Genomic DNA, 19,548 nt, shown 5'->3' with positions numbered 1-19,548 from the left:
AAGTTAATGAGAACATTACAACAAGAGATCATTGCTAAATTAAAAGTCCAACCAACGATCGATCCGGAAGCTGAGATCAGACGCTCGATCGATTTTATGAAAGCTTATTTACGCAAGCATTCATTTTTAAAGACCCTTGTGTTAGGCATCTCTGGGGGCCAAGACTCAACGCTATGTGGCAAGTTATGTCAAATGGCGATCACTGAATTGCGTGCCGAGACAGGTGATGATAGTTATAAATTTATCGCCGTGCGCTTACCTTATGGGACCCAAGCCGATGAAAGTGATGCTTTGGATGCGATCGAATTTATGCAAGCTGACGAAATGATGCGGGTCAACATCAAAGAAGCAGCCGATGCGATGGTCGCAGCCGTTCAAGCTAATGATGTGATGGTGAGTGACTTTAACAAGGGCAATATCAAGGCGCGCCAACGCATGATCGCTCAATATGCGATCGCCGGTGCTAATAGTGGGGCTGTTGTAGGTACCGACCATGCTGCCGAAGCAATCACAGGTTTTTACACCAAATTTGGGGATGGCGGTGCTGATATCATGCCGTTATGGCGGCTAAACAAGCGCCAAGGTCGAGCAATGCTAGAAGTCCTAGGTGCGCCTGAACATCTCTACCAAAAGACACCGACAGCTGATCTAGAAGAAGATCGCCCAGCTTTACCCGATGAAGTAGCCTTAGGTGTGACATATGATGACATTGATGACTATTTAGAGGGTAAAGAAGTGCGCCCTGATGCAGCTGAAAAGATCGAAAATTGGTTTACTAAGACAAGACACAAACGTCATTTGCCGATCACAGTCTACGATACATTTTGGAAATAAGCTTAGTATGACCACTCAGATAAAAAAGCTGTGACATATATTTACATAAAGGTCACTCGAATTTTTGGATAAACTTGGGTGGTCTTTTTGCGTACTGTTAAACGCATCTGAGTTATATAGTGGAAACGTGCTCGCCAGCCCAACTCCTAGCAAATAACAAGGCCTCTACCATAATGCAAAAAAACGCATTATGGTAGAGGCCTTGTTATCTGTACGGAGCTACCCGGGCTGGCTCGCACTCTGATATTCTTTAATAGCATCTAAAAAGATCGTTCCGTATTTTTCAAGTTTGCTATGACCGACACCTTTGACTTCTAAGAATTCCATCTCGTTTGTCGGTAAGATCACACACATGTCTTGTAAAGCTTGGTCGGAGAAGATGACAAATGGTGGGACGTGTTGCGCTTCAGCCAGCTGTCGACGCAATTTACGGAGATGTTCAAATAAGCCACTTTCCACCGGTTGTTCGCTGTTGCGCTCGGCTTTTTCGATGCGGGCATAAACTTTTGCTTGGCCACGTAAGACTTCCAGCCCTGTTTGTGTCACATGGAGCGTGGGAAATTGCCCACTGCTCGTTTTGAGATAACCACTGGCGGTCAAAAAGTCGATCAAAGTTTCGATCTCTTTGGTTTTTTGGTGCATGATCCCATAAGTTGAAAGCTGATCGAAATTCAATTCAAGGATCCGTTTAGCCTTAGAGCCCGCTAAAACTTGAGCGACGATCTTTTTGCCAAAACGCGATTGCATCCGCACGATACATGACATGATCATCTGGGTTTCTTTAGTGATGTCTTGTTTTTCACGGGTATCGGTACAGTTTGTACATTTTTGACAATCAGGACAATCTTGGCCGAAATATTGGACTAAAAAGCGCTGCAAGCATTCTTCGGTATTAGCATAGCGGGTCAAGGCCTGGAGTTTTTGGTAGTCAAATTCACGGTGCTGTTCATCAGCTTGGGAATTGTCGATGAAGAAACGTTGGACTTGCAGGTCAGCATCTTTGTAAAATAAGATCGCTTCGCTTGGTAGTCCGTCACGCCCAGCGCGGCCTGCTTCTTGATAATAGGCCTCCAGACTACCGGGAACTTGGGCATGGATCACGAAGCGGACGTTGCTTTTATCGATCCCCATCCCAAAAGCATTGGTAGCGACCATGACGGGGGTACGATCGTAGAGAAAATCTTCTTGGCTTTCACGCCGCTGTAATTCACTTAAGCCCGCATGGTAAATACCCGCTTTGATCCCCATTTTATTTAGCATGATGCCTAGCTGTTCGACTCTTTTGCGGGTGGAAGCGTAGATGATGCCAGAATCATTGGGATTTTGCTTGAGATAGCTGAGAAGATAGTGTTCAAAATCAGTCCCTTTGATGAGCTTGAAGGTCAGATTATCGCGGGCAAAACTCGTTTTGACTTCATTTTCAGCGGGGATCAAAAGTAATTCTTTGATATCTTTTGCGACTTGTGGAGTAGCTGTAGCGGTCAAGGCGACTAGCGTAGGGCGGACGGGCAGTTGAGCCAATAAAGCGGGTAATTTTAAATAACTAGGGCGAAAATCGTGGCCCCATTGCGAGATACAGTGGGCTTCATCGACTGCGACTAAAGAAACTGATAAGGTCTGCAGTAACTCTAGAAAGAATTGATTTTCAAGGCGCTCAGGAGCGATATAGAGCAGTTTTAATTCATGCCGGCGCGCTTTGGCTAAGACTGCTTTAGCCGTTTCAAATTCCTGGGAACTGTTGATAAAGGCAGCAGGGATCCCATTTTGTTGTAAACTATCGACTTGGTCTTTCATCAAGGAGATCAGAGGTGAGATGACCAAGGTCAAACCATCTTCTAAAAGTGCTGGGATCTGATAGCACAGGGATTTTCCGCCCCCAGTTGGTAAGAGTGCGAGAGTATTTTTGTGTCCTAAGAGCAAGTCGATCACCTTTTTTTGACCGGCTTTAAATTCGGTATAACCAAAGTAATGTTTAAGTGCTTCTGTTGGTGTCAAAAAATGCTGCCCCCTTTAAAATAGTGTCACGTATGATTTTAGCTTTTTATCAGCCGAAGCGCAAACTTGTTCATTTACCAAAAAATCACTATAATCTAGTTAAATCATAGAATGTGAGGGAAAAATGTGGAAGCAGATTACTTACAATTAGTTGAGCAACAGTTAGCCTATCGTCCTGATCAGATCAAGCATGTTCTAAAATTAGTCGAAGAAGGCAATACGATCCCTTTTATCGCACGCTATCGTAAAGAAGCGACGGGGAGCTTAGATGAAGTTCAATTGCGTGAGATCACCGCGACTTATCAGCAAGTTGAAAAACTTGAAAAAAGACGGGCGGATATTAAAGCTAAAATAGCCGAGCAAAAGAAATTAACGCCTAAACTAGAGCAGATGTTAGTCCAAGCCCAAACCTTACAACAGCTCGAAGATATTTATCTACCTTTCAAGCAAAAACGGCAGACAAAGGCTCAGATCGCACGTCAACGTGGCTTAGAAGGTTTAGCTAAATTTTTACTGACAGATAGCTCAGCCGATGTTATCAGCGAGGCGCAAAAATATGTCGATCCTAAAAAAGAGATCAATACGCCACAAGAAGCTTTGGCGGGCGCACATGAGATCTTAGCTGAGGCCTTTGGTGAGGATGCAAGTCTACGGGCGTGGGTCAGAAAACATGCTCAAACTAAAGGAAAGTTAGTCGCAAAAGTCAAAGATGAAAGTTTAGATGAAAAAGGCATCTATCAAGACTACTATACGTTTGAAGAGGGACTCAAAACGATCTTAGACCACCGGATCTTAGCCCTTGATCGGGGAGAAAAAGAAAAGATCTTACAAGTCAAGATCCAGCTTGACGATGAGTATGTGCTTCGCTATTTTCATGCACGGATCATCGGGCAAAAGTTAGGGCCAAGTATGCAATATGTGGAACAGGCGTATACCGATGCCTATAGACGTTTTATCCAGCCGGCGATCGAACGCGAATTGCGCAAAGAATTGACTGCGCGGGCTGCTGCTAGTGCGATCGCAGTCTTTGGTGATAATCTCTACCATTTATTGATGCAAGCCCCTTTAAAAGGCAAGACAGTCTTAGGCCTTGATCCGGCGTTTAGAACTGGTTGTAAATTAGCCGTTGTTGACCCAACCGGGAAATTTTTAGCCAAAGCAGTGATCTATCCGCATGAAAAAGCTAAAGGCAAGCGCCCAGATCCTAAAAAACGAGCTCAAGCCAAACAAATTTTGCTGGAATTACTTGAAAAATATCAAGTTGAAATGATCGCGATCGGCAATGGGACCGCGAGTCGGGAGTCGGAAAGTTTTGTGGCAGAAGTTTTAAGCGAGTTAAAGCACAAGGCCTATTATGTGATCGTCAACGAAGCTGGTGCCTCAGTTTACTCTGCCAGTGCCCAAGCACGCGAGGAATTTCCTGACTTTAATGTGGAAGAGCGTTCAGCGGTAAGTATTGCGCGGCGTTTACAAGATCCATTAGCGGAATTGATCAAGATCGACCCAAAAGCGATCGGGGTCGGTCAATATCAACACGATCTGCCCGAAAAGCAATTAGATGAGGAACTCCAAACGGTGATCGAGACTGGGGTCAATCAAGCAGGGGTCAATTTGAACACAGCTAGTGCCGCTTTATTGCAACATATTTCAGGTCTGAATAAAACGACTGCCAAAAATATCGTCGCTTATCGGGATGAAAATGGGCGCTTTACCACGCGGACCCAGCTCAAAAAAGTTGCCCGTTTAGGCCAAAAAGCGTATGAGCAAGCCGCGGGTTTCTTGCGGATCATTGGGGGCAAAAATGTTTTTGATAACACTGATATTCATCCTGAAAGTTATCCTTTAGCGAAAGCGATCTTGGCTCAAGCACAGATCGAGCAAGCCGAGATCGGGACCGCTCTAGCAGAAGAAAAGTTAGTTCATTTTGATGCGAAAGCTTTTGCTAAAGCCAATCAAGCAGGACTAGCCACGGTCAAAGATATCGTAGCGAGCTTAAAGAAACCGGGGCGCACATTGCGTGATTCTATGCCAGCACCATTGCTAAAAGCCGATGTCTTACATTTAGAAGATCTCAAGGTAGGGATGAAATTACAGGGGACCGTGCGTAACGTTGTCGACTTTGGCGCCTTTGTGGATATTGGAGTCAAGCAAGATGGGTTAGTTCACGTCTCTAAAATGAGTCAAAGATTTATCAAGCATCCGAGTCAAGTCGTTGCAGTTGGTGATATCGTTGATGTTTATGTGACGGATGTCGATCTTAAGCGTGGGCGCATCCAGTTGAGTATGTTAGCGCCGACCGATGACTGATCAACAGCTTCAGACACTAGTTGAAGAGCTCTCATTGAGATATTTCAAACGTGCATTTGTTCACCGCGCTTACTTCAATCGACGTTTGAAAACCACCGGGGGCCGTTATTTACTGACGAGTCATGATGTCGAGATCAATGAAAAGATGTTGACAGAACATGGGGAAGCGACCCTTATCGGAACGATCAAACATGAGCTATGTCACTCCATCTGCATTTGACCGGGCAAGGATATCGGCACCGGGATCAGGATTTCAAGCAATTATTGCGTCAGGTCGGTGGCTTACGGTATGCTCCGGCCAGTACGAAGAATTATCGTTACACATACAGTTGTCAAAATTGCGGGCAAAAATATCAGCGCCAACGCCGGATCGATATTAACCGTTTTGTTTGCAGTCGCTGTCACGGGAAGTTGCGCCTTTTGAAAAAAATCTAAAAAAATAGTTGCAGGGGTCTAGTTTGTCTGCTATAATTAATTCTGTTGTCGCGGGTATGGCGGAATTGGCAGACGCGTCAGACTAAGGATCTGGTGAGCAATTGAGCTCGTGATGGTTCGAATCCATTTACCCGCATCACTAAGCAGGGCTGTGAATATTCACAGTCCTGTTTTTTCATTTGTGGATAAAAGCAAAGAGTTAGTTTGTCCACAAAACGATATGCTATGATAAAGCTAATGATAAATATTTTGGAAAGAGGGCCTACTATGACAGCCGTAAAAATTACCGCAAGTGCGGGGTATCTTCCTGAAAAGGTAGTGACTAATGATGAATTGAGTCAGTTGATGGATACATCCGATGAATGGATCGTGTCCCACACTGGGATCAAGCAACGGCACTATGCGATCGCTGAAAATACGTCAGATCTAGCTACGAAGGTCGCTCAAAAGTTATTGAAACAAGCCAAGTTAGATGCGACCGCGATCGATCTGATTATCGTCTCGACGATCACCCCAGATGCTTTAACTCCAGCAACAGCAGCGATCGTCCAAAAAAATATTCAAGCTAGCAATGCTTTTGCGTATGACTTGTCCGCAGCGTGTGCGGGCTTTATCTTTGCACTGGCAACAGCTGAAAAATTTATCTACAGTGGAATGTATCAGCGGGCAATGGTCATCAGTGCGGAAACTAATTCCAAGATGATGGACTTTACCGATCGGACCTCAGCCGTCTTTTTTGGAGATGGCGCAGCGGGTGTGATCTTAGAAAAAAGTGCCGGCCAAACAGCTTATTTAGCTGAAAAGCTCGCCACACAAGGTAACACTGAGGTTATCCACAGCGGACGCGTTGAACCGCTCCAAAAAGTTGCTGCCGACAATTATCCACAGCTGGATGCATTCTATCAAGATGGACGGGCAGTTTACAATTTTGTAACAAATGATGTTACTGCTCATATCGATGAATTTTTGGCAGATAATGCTGTTAAGCCAGCTGACCTTGATCTAGTGGTCACGCACCAGGCTAATTTGCGGTTGATCGAAAATATTGCGCAACATTTAGCTTTGGATCTAGACAAGTTTGCGATCAATGTTACTGAAGCGGGAAATACCTCTTCAGTAGGGATCCCGTTAGCCTTGGCGCAAGCTTTAGCGCAGGGAAAACGGCCGAAAAAAGTTTTGCTGACTGGCTTTGGTGCCGGGTTAGCCTATGGCAGTATCTTGTTAGATCTAAGTGAATTTGGTAAATAAAGTGTATTTGACCCGTGGATGTAATGTTACAAACACGGGTTTTTTCGTGTTTCTAAGTAACATAAGCTAGATAAATAAGCACAAATATGTAATTTAAGAGTAACATTTCTGTAATCTTACTAGTGTATACTATGAAAAGTAAATAAATCGATGAGGTATCCAAAATTATGTTTTTAAAGAAAGTAATCACAAGTACAGTCGCACTTAGTATGTTGGCTGTGTCTGTTTTAAACACAACAACAGCAGTGAGTGCAGATACTGTATCTGATACTCAAAATGCGATCAATACTAATAAGAGCGAAACAGATAAATTATTAAAAGATATTGCATCAGCAAATGCTGACAACATTAAGTTACAAGAACAAATTTCAGATAACACTGAAAAGATCGAAAAATTAAAGACTGATATCGACCAATCAAATGAAAAGATCAACCAGTTAAATGGTCAGATTGAAGGTGCTAAGGTCGAAGTTGAAAAACGTACAGAAGCACTTAAAGGCCAATTAGTTGCTTTACAAAAGAAATCTGGCGATACAGTTAGTGGTAACATCTACCTTGATTTCGTGATCAACTCAGAAGACTTCTCTGACTTAGTTTCACGTACTTTTGCAGTTAACAAGTTGAACAAAGCTAACAAAGAAGCTTTGAACGATGTTAAAGAAGCAAAAGATCAATACACAGCATTATTGAATGAACAAGAAAAGACAAAGGCTAACTTGCAATCAGATAAATCTGAACTTGAAACAAAACAAAATGATTTGAAATCAATGAAAGAAAAATCTGATCAACAACAAGCTGACTTGAACAAGAAGATCGAAGATAACAAAGCTACTTTAGTTGCTTTACAATCTCAATATGAAGAAGCTGCAAATACAGTTAAACTTGCTCAAGATAAAGCAAACGCAACTGCACAAGTTGCTGACGCTAAGAAAGATGACAACAAGTCAAACAACAATGATAACAAAGCTACTGAAACTAAAGCAACACCAGAAGCTACAAGTTCTAACGCTGGTAGTATCAGCCAAGGTGATGGTAGTACACATGGTATCGTAGCTGGTAACACATATCCATGGGGTCAATGTACATGGTACGTAAAACAAGTTGCTCCTTGGGCTGGCAATAACTGGGGCAATGGTGGCCAATGGGGTTCATCTGCAGCAGCTGCTGGCTTTAGAGTAGACCATTCACCAGCTGCTGGTTCGATCATCGTCTTCTTACCAGGCCAATCCGTTGGTGGTCAATGGACAGCTGATGGTGCTTACGGACACGTTGCTTACGTTGAATCTGTTAACGGCAACTCTGTAACGATCAGCCAAGGCGGTATGGGCTTCAGCAATCCAGCTGGTCCTAACACACAAACTATCTCTGGTGCAGGTAGCTATATCTACATCCACCGTTAAGATAAGTTTTCAAAAGCTCATTGAAAATGACAAGTTCATTTTCAATGAGCTTTTTTGTATGCTGAAAATATAGCGTAGATAAGTAAAAGGTGCCCAAATACGTCTTGCAGCTATAATAAACGAAAGACTAACCCCTCCCTTGAGAACTCTCATAAACACTTGTAAATGCAACTATCTAGCGTTTATGAGCATACACAAAAAGACACGTCCCAAATTATTGGAGCGTGTCTTTAAGATATTAATTAGTAAGCATAATTTCCAGTGTAATCAGAAGAAGTGTCGCCATAGTCATTGGTGTAAGTCGTTGGATCATCAGTGGTCTGATAGGTAGAACCACCAGTCGAATTAGTGAGAGACGTTTCATCGTCAAAGCTCTTCTTCGAAGCCTCTAAGCCAAGTTGTTTACGGATCGCATCCGAGACTTTTTTCTTTTCAGAAGCAGATGCGACTTGGTATGAAAGTCCATCTAGCATAGTATCTTGTCCCTGTAGCACGTTAGATTCGATCGTTTGACCAGCGTCTTTGTAGCTAGTTGCGATCGTGATCATATCGCCATAAGTTAGATCGGTCTGCATGTTGCTTCCGATCGATTTAAGTAATTTTTGATAGTTAGAAACCGCCGAAACAGAAAGTGATTTATTAACGATGGCTTCGATAACTTGCTTTTGCCGTTTTTGTCGACCGTAGTCACCTTCCGGATCATCGTAACGCATTCGTGAGTAAGCCAAAGCTTGTTTCCCATTCATCGTTACTGTTTTGCCCTTAGTTACGTCAGCATCTTCATACTTGAAAGTAAGTAGTGGTTTGATCGTGATCCCACCCACAGCATCAACGATCTGCGTCAACCCGCGCATATTGACTAACACGTAGTAATCGATCGGAATATCAAGAGTATCTTGGATCGTTTCGATCGCAGTTGAGACCCCACCGATCGTGTAGGCTGAGTTGACTTTATCATATGAATTGATCGAATCTGGGACTCTGACTTTAGTATCGCGGGGGATACTTGTTAAAGTAGTCGTCTTAGTTTCGGGATTTAGAGTAGCGACAATGATCGTATCGGTTCGCCCGGTGTCATCGCGCCCGAGATCACCTGTATCGGTCCCAAGTAGTAAGATTGAGATCGGACGCTTGTCTTTTAGGACAGAGGAAACATCGCGACTCTTAGTTACATTTGAACCGTTGTAGGTCTTGTCTAACGTATCTTTAGCTGAATTTAGAATGTGATATATGTAAGTTCCAGCTCCCCAAAAAACGATCAAGGTCAATGCCAGTAAAGTCCAACAGATCCGTTTGCGTAATTTGGGATCACGCTTTTTGACATGCGAGGACGAACTTTTTCTCGATCGCGGTTCAATTTCATTATTCATATATGGTGCTCCTTATTTTTTATGCTCTCTCAATTGAATTATACACGTTTGGACATAAAATATAAGGTTTAGGAAGGAATTTTAATTTAAATTAAGATTTAAGTCAAATATTTCTTTTCGTAAAAAGCCCGAAAATAAAGGGATTTTGTGCTATAATCGGTAATGTTACATATTGTTTACAAAACCGTGAAAATAAAACGGTAATTTACATTGATAGTTTGGAGGATAAAATGGAACAGCAGAAAAATTTTAGTAAGAAGGCTACTAAAAGAAAACGTGCGCCATTATCCAAGCATCACCATATGACTATCCGATGGGACGAATTCATCGGAGATGCCGGCGATGAATTGGCAATTGATGCAAGTTTAAAGGAGAGAGCTGCGATCGTTGGACGGATCGGGATCTTGATGCTCGCCTGTGGAACTGGGGCCTGGCGCGTTAGAAATTCAATGAATAGTATTGCCCGCGTTCTAGGGTTGACCTGTACGGCTGATGTGGGGTTAGTCTCGATCGAATACACCTGTGTCGAACTCGATGAGAGTTACACTCAAACTTTGGCACTAGCGACTTCAGGGGTCAATACGAGTAAGTTGACTGATCTTGAGTGGTTCGTGCGAGAATTCGAACGCCACGGTCGGCAGATGACGATCTCAGATATCCATTATTTGATCGATCAGATCCGGGCTAAATCAGGCCTATATAAACCACCTGTTTTAGGTCTAGCAGCCGCTCTTGCCTGCGGTGCCTTTGTCTTTTTGCTTGGTGGTGGTCTGATCGAAATGATCTGTGCCTTTATCGGGGCGGGCTTTGGTAATTATGTGCGTGCTAAAATGAATCAGCACAAGATCACTTTATTTGCGGGGATCTTTGTCAGTGTGGCAGTGGCCTGTTTGATGTACATGGTCTCTTTTCGGGGGATCGAAGCACTATTTTCGGTTTCTAGTCGCCACGAAGCGGGCTATATTGGGGCAATGTTGTTTGTGATCCCAGGCTTTCCATTTATCACGAGTGGGCTAGACATCGCTAAACTTGATATGCGTTCAGGCTTGGAACGCATGGCACATGCTTTGACGATCATTATCGTTGCTACGATGGTCGGTTGGCTGACTGCGATGAGCATCAACTTTAAGCCTGAAGATTTCATTCCCTTGCAACTCACTTCTTGGCAGTTGCTAGCGTTAAGACTACCGGCTAGTTTTTGTGGGGTCTTTGGCTTTTCTCTGATGTTCAATAGTTCACCTAAACTAGCTTCGACTGCGGGGATCATCGGGGCCTTGGCGAATACGTTACGTTTGGAATTGGTCGATTTTACCAATGTTCCGCCTGCAGCGGCTGCTTTTGCTGGAGCCTTGCTGGCGGGCTTGTTAGCTTCGATCTTAGGTAAAAAAGCTGGTTACCCTCGCATTTCTTTGACAGTACCTGCGATCGTGATCATGGTCCCGGGGCTCTATATGTATCGAGCGGTGTACAACATCGGCTTAAATTCGATCAGTGTGGGGGCATATTGGTTGACCCAAGCGACCTTGATCGTCTTGGCTTTACCATTGGGCTTGATCGCAGCTCGGATCTTGACGGATCCAAAATGGCGGTATAGTGATTGATATTTTAATAAAAAAGAAGCGACAGACCTTTTTTGACGCTTCTTTTTTCGTTATAGTAGTAGAAGTAAGATCAATTGGAAAGGAAACGACGGATGACAAAGTTAGTATTGATCCGGCATGGGCAAAGTTTAGCTAATCAAGAAAACGAATATACAGGCTGGTCGGATTCACCTTTGACAGCCCAAGGTATCAGAGAAGCTAAAATAGCTGGGGAAAAATTACGCCAAACGGGGATCGTGTTTGAGCACGTACATACATCAGTTTTGCAACGTGCGATCAAAACAGCCGATATCGTGTTAGCTGAGTTAGGGCAAAATTATTTACCACTCACCAAAACTTGGCGTTTAAATGAACGACATTATGGCGCATTGCGGGGCCTGAATAAAGACTATACCCGTAAACTTTATGGTAAAAAGCAAGTTGCTTTGTGGCGTCGCTCATTTGATGCTGTCCCGCCTTTGTTGGAAAAACCACAAAGCGATCGCCGTTATCAAAGGTATCCTAAAACGATCGTCCCCCGTGCTGAGAGCTTAAAACAAGCTTCAGCCCGGATCATCCCTTACTGGGTCGACCATATTGCTCCGCGAGTGCTGCAAGGAAAAGATCAATTGATCGTGGCTCATGGTAGTACTTTACGGGCGTTGATCAAATACCTAGAAGCGATCTCTGATACAGGGATCGATGGGGTCGAAGTTGCTAATGCAGCGCCGATCATCTATGAATTAGACGAGAAATTACAGATCATCTCTAAAACGACATTATAAAAAAGATCTCACTGAAGTTATACTCAAAACTTCAGTGAGATCTTTTTATATCATTAAGCTAATGAACCCATAGGATCCCAAGGTGCTAAGACTTTAGGTTCTTCTTTTAGAACTTCTTTTAATTCATCAGGTAAGAAGTTCTTGTTGATAACGATCTGGTAGCAATATTCATCCATCCAGTCATCTGTCATGACAAAGAAGCCCTTTGTCCCGACTTTATCGCCCCAAGAGTTTTCAACTTTCCATTTCTTAGGTTGACCATCAACGAGATCAACGCCAGTCAAGACCATGGCATGGGTCATCAAGCTTTCGCCGTAATCTAAGCGTTCTGCTTTTGACATTGCCAGATCGACATCAAAAAGTTGATCGCGGTGATAGAGTTCAGTATCCATGATCCCTTGTTTGCGGTCAGAAGATTTGCCGACATCACAACCGAACCAAACACTTTCGCCTAATTCCAATTGCTTGATAGCTAATTTTTTGAAGGTATCCATATCAACGTTTAAGTGCCGGACTTCACGCCCACCGACGACGTTACCTAACATATCAACGGTGTACATGTGGTTGAATGGCTTGTCATCTGTTGGTCCGTTGATCACTGAGATGTAATCTTTGGTTTCCCAACCGAGATATTTATCGAAGAATTCTTTTGGCGTCAAGTTACGATCAAGGTGATAGTTGTTATCTTTATCACGATATTCAAAATCAAATGTTGCCGGTGGTTCACCAAAGCTGTAAGCTGCCATACGGTAAACTTCAGCTAACATTTTTTCTTTTTCTGTTTCGATCTGAGCTTCAGTTGCTTTGTTTTGAACCAATTCACGCAATAAGACGGCATCTTTACGCAATTTAAGGTTCAAAAGTGAGTTGAATTCACGTGAAGCTGAGGAGTTGTGGGTCTCTGGCATCGCAGACTTTGGCACAACGCCGTATTTTTCGATCAAGCCCATGATCATGTCCCATTGACCACCGTCTTGTTGTGGCATTGATAACAACCACGCAACTTTGCGGTCAGAGGTTGGGAAACCGGCTGTTTTTAAGATGTTTTCATAGAAATAATTCGCTTTTTCAAGTTTATCCCAGAAGAATGTAAAGTTTTGCGATAATTCAAAATCATCTGGTAGATTCAAGCGATTGCGTAGGTCATGACGCAAAGTATTCAAGGCAGCAAACATCCAGCAACGACCGGATTGTTTCTGATTAGCGACCTTACCTGTATCAAGATCGATCGAGAAAACAGGTGTGGTGTTCACTTCTGCCCGGTAGTCACGGCTGGAAGCTAAGATCCCGTTTTGTGTTACAGTCCGTTCAAGAACACGGTGATCATTACGTTTTTCAAGTAAATTCTTAAAATTTTTAAGTTGCGCAGTGCTGATTGATTTAGTCACTGGAAATCATCCCCCTTTAATGAACTACTAATAGTGTAGTCCTCTTTTAGCTATAAGTAAACAAGTAATTAGTTTTAAATTATTAAATCTAAAGTTTTTAATATTAGTCTATGGTGATAAAAGTTACAAGTTTTAACTGAATCACAAAAAGAAGCACCAAAAATGTGCTTCTTTTTGTAAAATGTACTAGTCACGAGCATGTAAGACCACAGGACCAACTTGTTTGCCGACGATCACGTCATTTACCATGTCTAAGAAAAGACCGTGTTCAACGACCCCGACTTGGTGGATGAGATATTCGGCTAAAGCGTGTGGATCATCGATCTGTTCGAGATGTAAGTCGATGATGTAATTATCGGAGTCGGTCAATAAGAGGCTGCCGTTTTCTTGTTTGCGGAAAGTCGGGTTCAAGCCTTTAGCCGCAAAACAGTCGAATAATTTTTGGCTGCCATATGGGATGACCTCAACTGGTAATGGGAAAGCCCCTAATTTATCGACCATCTTGCTTTCATCCACGATCCAAAGGACTTTAGTGGAGTTGACCGCCACGATCTTTTCAAACAAAAGGGCAGCGCCACCGCCTTTGATACCTTGGAAATCGCTTGAGATCTCATCGGCACCATCGATCACGATATCGATATGGTCAGCTTCATCGACTGAGATCAAAGGGATGCCTAAGGATTCTGCTTGCTTAGCCGTAACACTTGAGGTCGTCACGCCAGTTATTTGAAGATCTTCTTCTGCGATCCGGCGTCCCAAAGCATCGACCATGTAGCGGACGGTCGAGCCGGTACCTAAGCCGACGATCATGCCATTTTTGACCCATTCAACTGATTTTTCGCCTACCAGACGTTTTAGTTCATTTTGATTCATGTAAAAGACCCTTTCAGATTTAACTTATTTATTTTGCTTGAATAATAAGTGTTCAAGTTCAGGATTAGCTGCAAAATATTTTTGCGTGTAAGAGCATAAAGGTAGGATCGTCTTGTTTTGCACCTTTGCGTGCTCTAAAAAGAAGACGGTCATCTTTTCTGCAAGTCCTTGGCCGCGTGCTTGTTCAGCGACAAAAGTACGTTCGATAACATAAGTTTGGTCATTGTTGATCATTTTAAAGCCAATGTTACCGAGCATTTCTTGCTGCTCGTTTTGACAAATTAGTTGGTCGTCTTGCCAGATGAAATCCATATCTATCACCCCAAATTAAATAATTATCAGCGGTAAAAAACATAACATTAAATAATGTGAAATGCTGTTTGCCTTCAAAATTAATGGTATCATAAATATAGTGCTGACAACTACTAAAATGAATGGGGTTTGAGAAATGAAAAGAGGATTTGAAATCGTTTCAAAATATGAAGGTGAAGATCTGACGTTGCCAGTTAGAGCAACTCAAAATGCAGCGGGCTATGATTTTTGTGCAGCTAAAGATTTTGTCTTACCAAGTATTTGGAAACGCAACTTTTTGAAGGTCTTACATGCGTTACGCAAACAAAAAGAGTACACAAAAGAAGATCTAGTAGCCGCTAATAAGGTCTTAAAGCCATACCTTGTGCCGACTGGGATCAAGGCTTATATGCAACCAGATGAGTTCTTGATGTTGGCCAACCGCTCCAGCAATCCATTAAAACACGGTTTGATCTTGCCAAATGGAGTCGGGATCGTTGATGCTGATTATTATGGAAATGATAACAATGAAGGCGAGATCTTTTTCCAATTGGTCAATTTTGGGCTGACGGACAAAGTGATCAAAAAGGGCGAAAGATTAGGCCAAGGCATCTTTTTACCGTATCTTTTGGCTGATGATGAAGCAGCGCCTTTAGCTAAGAGAACTGGCGGTTTTGGTTCATCAGGACGTTAGGAATTTAAAGATATCTTATAATTTTTTTAATGATTTTCGGGTATACTAATATTTTATAAGTAGAGGGGGGCAATTATGGCAAAAGTCAAAACTAGATATGTATGTCAAAACTGTGGCTATGTATCACCACGCTATTTGGGGCGGTGTCCTAACTGTAGCGAATGGAACACTTTAGTTGAAGAAGTCGAACAAAAAAGTGCGACCGTTAAAGCAGCCCCACGCGTTACTTTGACAGGAACAACGAATACCCCACAAAAGATCGACACGATCGAGATCTCACAGACACCTAGAGTTGATACGAAAAACGGTGAATTGAATCGTGTTTTAGGTGGCGGTGTCGTTCCTGGTTCAATGGTCTTGATCGGGGGCGACCCTGGGATCGGTAAATCAACGTTACTTTTACAAGTTTCGGGAAGTTTAGCCGATCAAGGGGGGAAATTGCTCTACGTTTCGGGTGAAGAAAGTGCCAACCAGATCAAGATGCGTGCCCAACGCTTGGGAGTCTCAGGTAGTGAATTTTACCTTTACCCCGAGACCAATATGGGAAGTATCTTACAAAATATCGAAGACTTAAAACCAGACTATGTCATCATCGACTCGGTGCAAACGATGCAGATGCCAAAAGTTACTTCAGCAGTCGGAAGTGTGGCGCAGATCCGCGAGGTGACCGCTGCTTTGATGCAAATTGCTAAGACAAATGGGATCACGATCTTTATCGTTGGTCACGTGACTAAGGGTGGCGCGATCGCCGGACCGAAGATCTTAGAGCATATGGTCGATACGGTGTTGTACTTTGAAGGCGATATGCATCGCACTTACCGGATCTTACGGGCAGTCAAAAATCGTTTCGGTTCGACTAATGAGATCGGCGTGTTTGAGATGCGCGATGGTGGTCTAGTTGAAGTACCTAATCCATCCGAGATCTTTTTAGAAGAGCGCTTGAGTGGCGCAACTGGTTCGGCGGTCGTGGTCTCAATGGAAGGAACACGGCCGATCTTAGCGGAGATCCAAGCGTTAGTCACCCCAACTGCATTTGGCAATGCTAAGCGAACAACGACGGGCTTAGATCATAATCGGGTCTCGTTGATCATGGCAGTGCTCGAAAAGCGGGCGGGGCTACTTTTACAAAATCAAGATGCTTATTTGAAAGCAGCTGGGGGCGTTAAATTAGACGAACCAGCGATCGATCTAGCTATCGCGATGAGTTTGGTGTCGAGTTATCGTGACCAACAAACTGCACCAGATGATTGTTTTATCGGTGAATTAGGTTTGACCGGTGAGATCAGACGGGTGACCCGGATCGGCCAAAGAATATCTGAAGCAGCTAAATTAGGCTTTAAACGGGTCTTTATTCCCCAAAATAATTTAAATGGTCTGGAATTGCCAACTAATATCGATGTGGTTGGCGTTAAGACGATCAGTGAAGCTTTACGGCATGTTTTTTAAGAAAGGGGTAATTAATACATGCGCAAACGAATAATCCAATTGATCTTTGCGTTCCTCGGTATCGGGGCAGGGTATTCCTTTTTGCCCGGTCTGTGGAACCTATTAAACATTCAAATACAAGTTTTATATAATCCGATCGTAAATATGTTTATCGGGTTGGTTTTAATGATGCTATGCTCATTTATCTTAGCTGAACCACTTGAAGGGGCGCTAAAAAAAGTCGAAGAGACACTGGCTAAACAAAAGACCGAAGCGATCATTTCTGAGAGTATTGCAATTATTGTGTCACTTGTGATCGCGGTCCTGATCTCAACGCTTTTCTGGCAATCACCACTGTTCTTCATCAATACGATCTTGCCAGTGATCGTGATGATCTTGTTTGCCTATCTCGGCTGGTTCGTAGGGCGCACACGACTAGGCGATCTGCCGAAGTTGTTCTCGGCACGATCTAAGAAAAAAGAAGCCGAAGAAAATAACGTTTTAGAACGTAAAGTAGGCGACAATTTCTATAAATACAAATTGTTAGACACTAACATTTTGATCGATGGTCGGATCTATGATCTCGCCAAGACTGGCTTTTTAGAAGGGACTTTAGTCGTACCTAACTTTGTCTTGTATGAATTGCAATATATCGCTGATTCAGGTGATAGCATCAAACGTGTTCGCGGGCGCCGTGGGCTAGACATTTTGAACAAGTTACAAAATGAAAAGATCGTGCCAGTTGAGATGTATGAAGGCGATTTTGATGATATTCAAGAAGTCGATTCAAAACTGATCAAGCTCGCTAAGATGTTAGATGCGGTGATCGTAACTAATGACTATAATTTGAATAAAGTCAGTGAATTTCAAAATGTGAAGGTCTTAAACGTCAATGCTTTGGCTAAGTCACTCAAACCGCGAGTGATCCCAGGTGAACGGTTGAACGTCATGGTGATCAAAAATGGGACTGAGCGTCAACAAGGGGTCGCTTATCTCGATGATGGTACGATGATCGTGGTCGAAGATGGGCGTTATTACATGAACAAGACGATCGAAGTTGAAGTTACTTCGGCGATCCAGACCGATGCTGGGCGGATGATCTTTGCGAAACCTTACCATTCTAAGAAGAAGTTACGTGAAAAAAACTAAGGAATTAGCCTAGAGTAGTTTATTTTTTACCTTATTCATTGTAAAATTGTAGGGTATGTAAAGTAATAACAAGAAAGAGGCGCTTAAATTGGCAAAAAATAAGATTCGCGTTCGTTATGCACCAAGTCCAACGGGGCATTTGCATATCGGTAATGCACGAACCGCGTTATTTAACTACTTATTTGCACGTCACAATAAAGGGACATTCGTTTTACGAATTGAAGATACGGATACTAAACGTAATATTGCAGACGGCGAAAAAAGCCAGCTCGATAACCTTAAATGGTTAGGGATCGACTGGGATGAAGGCCCAGATAAACCAGGTAAATATGGTCCTTACCGTCAATCCGAACGTAAAGATATCTACCAACCATTGATCCAAGAATTATTGGACAAGGGTCTAGCGTATGAATCTTACATGACAGAAGAAGAATTACAAGCGCAACGTGAAGAACAAAAGGCTAACGGTGAAGCCCCACGTTATATCTACGAATACGAAGGTATGACGGATGATCAGATCAAGGCTTCACAAGAAGAAGCTAAGGCAAAGGGCTTAAAACCAGTTATCCGGATCCGTTTACCACATGATAAGGTCTACGAATGGGATGATATCGTTAAGGGTAAAGTTAGCTTCAACTCCGATACTATTGGGGGCGACTTTGTGATCCAAAAACGCGACGGAATGCCAACTTACAACTTTGCGGTAGTTGTTGATGATCATTTGATGAATATCACACACGTTTTACGTGGGGATGATCACGTGGCTAACACACCAAAACAATTGGCTGTTTACGATGCTTTTGGCTGGGAAGCTCCAGTCTTTGGGCATATGTCACTTATCATCAACTCCGAAACAGGTAAGAAGCTTTCCAAGCGCGATGAATCTGTCTTGCAATTTATCGAACAATACCGTTCATTAGGTTACTTGCCAGAAGCAATGTTTAACTTCATCACCTTGCTTGGCTGGTCGCCAGTGGGTGAATCTGAGATCTTCTCACAAAAAGATTTTGTCAAGATGTTTGATCCAAAACGTTTGAGTAAATCACCAGCAGCCTTTGATGGTAAGAAACTTGAATGGATCAACAACCAATATGTCAAATCAGCTGATAGTGATGAGATCACAGATTCATCCTTGAAGCAATTGATCAAGGCGGGCAAGATCGAAGCAGATCCAGATACGATGAAGATCCAATGGGTCCGTCAATTAGTTAACTTGTATAAGCGTCAAATGTCTTATACGGGTCAATTAGCTGAAATGGCTGAGATCTTCTTCACTGAACCACCAATGTTAGATGAAGAAGCTAAGGCTGAATTAGCAGATGAGTCAGCAACGATCGTGTTGGAAGAATTTGCTAAGCAAGCAAAAGAATTACCGATCTTTGATGCTGTATCTATCCAAAACATGATCCGTCAGATCCAAAAAGATACTGGTGTACGTGGGCGCAAGCTTTACATGCCTATCCGGATCGCAACGACGCGTGAAATGCACGGGCCAGAATTAGCTCCTTCGATCGAGCTTTTAGGTCGCCAAAAAGTTTTGGAACATTTGGATAAGACTTTAGCTGAAATGAAAGCTTAGAATATAATAACAAGCTGCGATAAAAAAGACATCAGTCTGCGCAAAGGCAGCTTAATCAGGGCTGTGACAAAAGTTGCAGCCCTTTTATTTTACATCCGTACGGAGCAAGACGCCTTGCTCCACACTCAAAATAACGTGCTACGCAAAGCTGCTCCTAGCGTATAGCTACACAGATCAAATGCTGCCAAAAGCGCA

Annotated in this window: 15 protein-coding genes, 1 tRNA gene and 1 pseudogene; 12 read left to right on the top strand and 5 right to left on the bottom strand. The window is 43.0% G+C overall.

Translation table 11 applies throughout. The features are described from left to right. Window positions 1-6 precede the first annotated feature (6 nt). Window positions 7-834: an NAD(+) synthase gene (nadE, locus tag ABT996_RS08785; protein WP_035448508.1), complete on the top strand. Its 828-nt coding sequence runs from the start codon at window positions 7-9 to the stop codon at window positions 832-834. A 219-nt stretch (window positions 835-1,053) separates the two neighbouring features. On the opposite strand, the gene recQ is transcribed toward nadE, so the two are convergent. Then, a complete protein-coding gene (recQ, locus tag ABT996_RS08780) occupies window positions 1,054-2,829 on the bottom strand; it encodes a DNA helicase RecQ (RefSeq protein WP_035448506.1) in 1,776 nt (591 codons plus the stop codon). A gap of 126 nt (window positions 2,830-2,955) precedes the next feature. Here recQ and ABT996_RS08775 point away from each other — a divergent pair, with 126 nt between their 5' ends. The 5 genes and pseudogenes from ABT996_RS08775 (at window position 2,956) to ABT996_RS08755 (ending at window position 8,219) form a co-directional block, all read left to right on the top strand. Then, window positions 2,956-5,136 (top strand): Tex family protein, encoded by a 2,181-nt coding sequence (locus tag ABT996_RS08775; protein ID WP_035448504.1) that lies wholly within the window; start codon window positions 2,956-2,958, stop codon window positions 5,134-5,136. After that, window positions 5,129-5,571, top strand: a pseudogene (locus ABT996_RS08770) (SprT family protein). Before ABT996_RS08775 ends, ABT996_RS08770 begins: the two are co-directional and overlap by 8 nt. A gap of 50 nt (window positions 5,572-5,621) precedes the next feature. Beyond that, a tRNA-Leu gene (locus tag ABT996_RS08765) sits at window positions 5,622-5,707 on the top strand. Between the two features lie 131 nt (window positions 5,708-5,838). After that, on the top strand, window positions 5,839-6,819 hold the full coding sequence (locus tag ABT996_RS08760; RefSeq protein WP_035448502.1) for a beta-ketoacyl-ACP synthase III: 981 nt from the start codon (window positions 5,839-5,841) through the stop codon (window positions 6,817-6,819). 167 nt (window positions 6,820-6,986) lie between these two features. Next, on the top strand, window positions 6,987-8,219 hold the full coding sequence (locus ABT996_RS08755; protein WP_005917864.1) for a CHAP domain-containing protein: 1,233 nt from the start codon (window positions 6,987-6,989) through the stop codon (window positions 8,217-8,219). A 242-nt stretch (window positions 8,220-8,461) separates the two neighbouring features. On the opposite strand, the gene ABT996_RS08750 is transcribed toward ABT996_RS08755, so the two are convergent. Next, window positions 8,462-9,589 carry an LCP family glycopolymer transferase gene (locus ABT996_RS08750; protein ID WP_005917861.1) on the bottom strand — a complete coding sequence of 376 codons (1,128 nt, stop codon included), beginning with the start codon at window positions 9,587-9,589 and terminating at the stop codon, window positions 8,462-8,464. Window positions 9,590-9,819: 230 nt separating this feature from the next. On the opposite strand from ABT996_RS08750, the gene ABT996_RS08745 reads away from it, so the two are divergent. Next, the gene (locus ABT996_RS08745) at window positions 9,820-11,190 is read left to right on the top strand and encodes a threonine/serine exporter family protein (protein ID WP_010688536.1); all 1,371 of its coding nucleotides are present in this window, start codon (window positions 9,820-9,822) and stop codon (window positions 11,188-11,190) included. Between the two features lie 92 nt (window positions 11,191-11,282). Beyond that, on the top strand, window positions 11,283-11,954 hold the full coding sequence (locus ABT996_RS08740) for a 2,3-bisphosphoglycerate-dependent phosphoglycerate mutase (protein WP_010688535.1): 672 nt from the start codon (window positions 11,283-11,285) through the stop codon (window positions 11,952-11,954). 53 nt (window positions 11,955-12,007) lie between these two features. On the opposite strand, the gene ABT996_RS08735 is transcribed toward ABT996_RS08740, so the two are convergent. The 3 genes from ABT996_RS08735 to ABT996_RS08725 all read right to left on the bottom strand — a co-directional run bounded on the left by ABT996_RS08735 (window position 12,008) and on the right by ABT996_RS08725 (window position 14,527). Next, complete coding sequence (locus ABT996_RS08735) at window positions 12,008-13,342, bottom strand: C1 family peptidase (protein ID WP_035448500.1); 1,335 nt, start codon at window positions 13,340-13,342, stop codon at window positions 12,008-12,010. 186 nt (window positions 13,343-13,528) lie between these two features. Further along, on the bottom strand, window positions 13,529-14,215 hold the full coding sequence (gene rpiA, locus ABT996_RS08730) for a ribose-5-phosphate isomerase RpiA (protein WP_035448498.1): 687 nt from the start codon (window positions 14,213-14,215) through the stop codon (window positions 13,529-13,531). 24 nt (window positions 14,216-14,239) lie between these two features. After that, on the bottom strand, window positions 14,240-14,527 hold the full coding sequence (locus ABT996_RS08725) for a GNAT family N-acetyltransferase (RefSeq protein ID WP_010688532.1): 288 nt from the start codon (window positions 14,525-14,527) through the stop codon (window positions 14,240-14,242). A gap of 136 nt (window positions 14,528-14,663) precedes the next feature. Between ABT996_RS08725 and ABT996_RS08720 the strand changes: the two genes are divergently transcribed. The 4 genes from ABT996_RS08720 to gltX all read left to right on the top strand — a co-directional run bounded on the left by ABT996_RS08720 (window position 14,664) and on the right by gltX (window position 19,353). Continuing rightward, a complete protein-coding gene (locus ABT996_RS08720) occupies window positions 14,664-15,200 on the top strand; it encodes a dCTP deaminase/dUTPase family protein (protein WP_010688531.1) in 537 nt (178 codons plus the stop codon). A 75-nt stretch (window positions 15,201-15,275) separates the two neighbouring features. Further along, entirely contained in the window at window positions 15,276-16,646 is a 1,371-nt protein-coding gene (radA, locus tag ABT996_RS08715; RefSeq protein WP_035448496.1) for a DNA repair protein RadA, read from the top strand. An 18-nt stretch (window positions 16,647-16,664) separates the two neighbouring features. Beyond that, entirely contained in the window at window positions 16,665-17,774 is a 1,110-nt protein-coding gene (locus ABT996_RS08710) for a PIN/TRAM domain-containing protein (RefSeq protein ID WP_010688529.1), read from the top strand. Window positions 17,775-17,862: 88 nt separating this feature from the next. Further along, on the top strand, window positions 17,863-19,353 hold the full coding sequence (gltX, locus tag ABT996_RS08705; protein ID WP_010688528.1) for a glutamate--tRNA ligase: 1,491 nt from the start codon (window positions 17,863-17,865) through the stop codon (window positions 19,351-19,353). The last annotated feature ends 195 nt before the right edge of the window (window positions 19,354-19,548 follow it).

The organism is Ligilactobacillus sp. RTP31139st1_D10_RTP31139_211217 (assembly GCF_040226755.1).
GTDB lineage: Bacteria > Bacillota > Bacilli > Lactobacillales > Lactobacillaceae > Ligilactobacillus > Ligilactobacillus animalis.
This window is presented reverse-complemented; position numbering and strand designations above follow the sequence as displayed.

Coding starts and splice junctions, on each gene's coding strand:
- ABT996_RS08755 (WP_005917864.1), top strand. CDS start 6,987: ATGTTTTTAAAGAAAGTAATCACAAGTACAGTCGCACTTAGTATGTTG.
- ABT996_RS08720 (WP_010688531.1), top strand. CDS start 14,664: ATGAAAAGAGGATTTGAAATCGTTTCAAAATATGAAGGTGAAGATCTG.
- radA (WP_035448496.1), top strand. CDS start 15,276: ATGGCAAAAGTCAAAACTAGATATGTATGTCAAAACTGTGGCTATGTA.
- rpiA (WP_035448498.1), bottom strand. CDS start 14,215: ATGAATCAAAATGAACTAAAACGTCTGGTAGGCGAAAAATCAGTTGAA.
- nadE (WP_035448508.1), top strand. CDS start 7: ATGAGAACATTACAACAAGAGATCATTGCTAAATTAAAAGTCCAACCA.
- ABT996_RS08745 (WP_010688536.1), top strand. CDS start 9,820: ATGGAACAGCAGAAAAATTTTAGTAAGAAGGCTACTAAAAGAAAACGT.
- ABT996_RS08740 (WP_010688535.1), top strand. CDS start 11,283: ATGACAAAGTTAGTATTGATCCGGCATGGGCAAAGTTTAGCTAATCAA.
- ABT996_RS08760 (WP_035448502.1), top strand. CDS start 5,839: ATGACAGCCGTAAAAATTACCGCAAGTGCGGGGTATCTTCCTGAAAAG.
- ABT996_RS08725 (WP_010688532.1), bottom strand. CDS start 14,527: ATGGATTTCATCTGGCAAGACGACCAACTAATTTGTCAAAACGAGCAG.
- ABT996_RS08750 (WP_005917861.1), bottom strand. CDS start 9,589: ATGAATAATGAAATTGAACCGCGATCGAGAAAAAGTTCGTCCTCGCAT.
- ABT996_RS08710 (WP_010688529.1), top strand. CDS start 16,665: ATGCGCAAACGAATAATCCAATTGATCTTTGCGTTCCTCGGTATCGGG.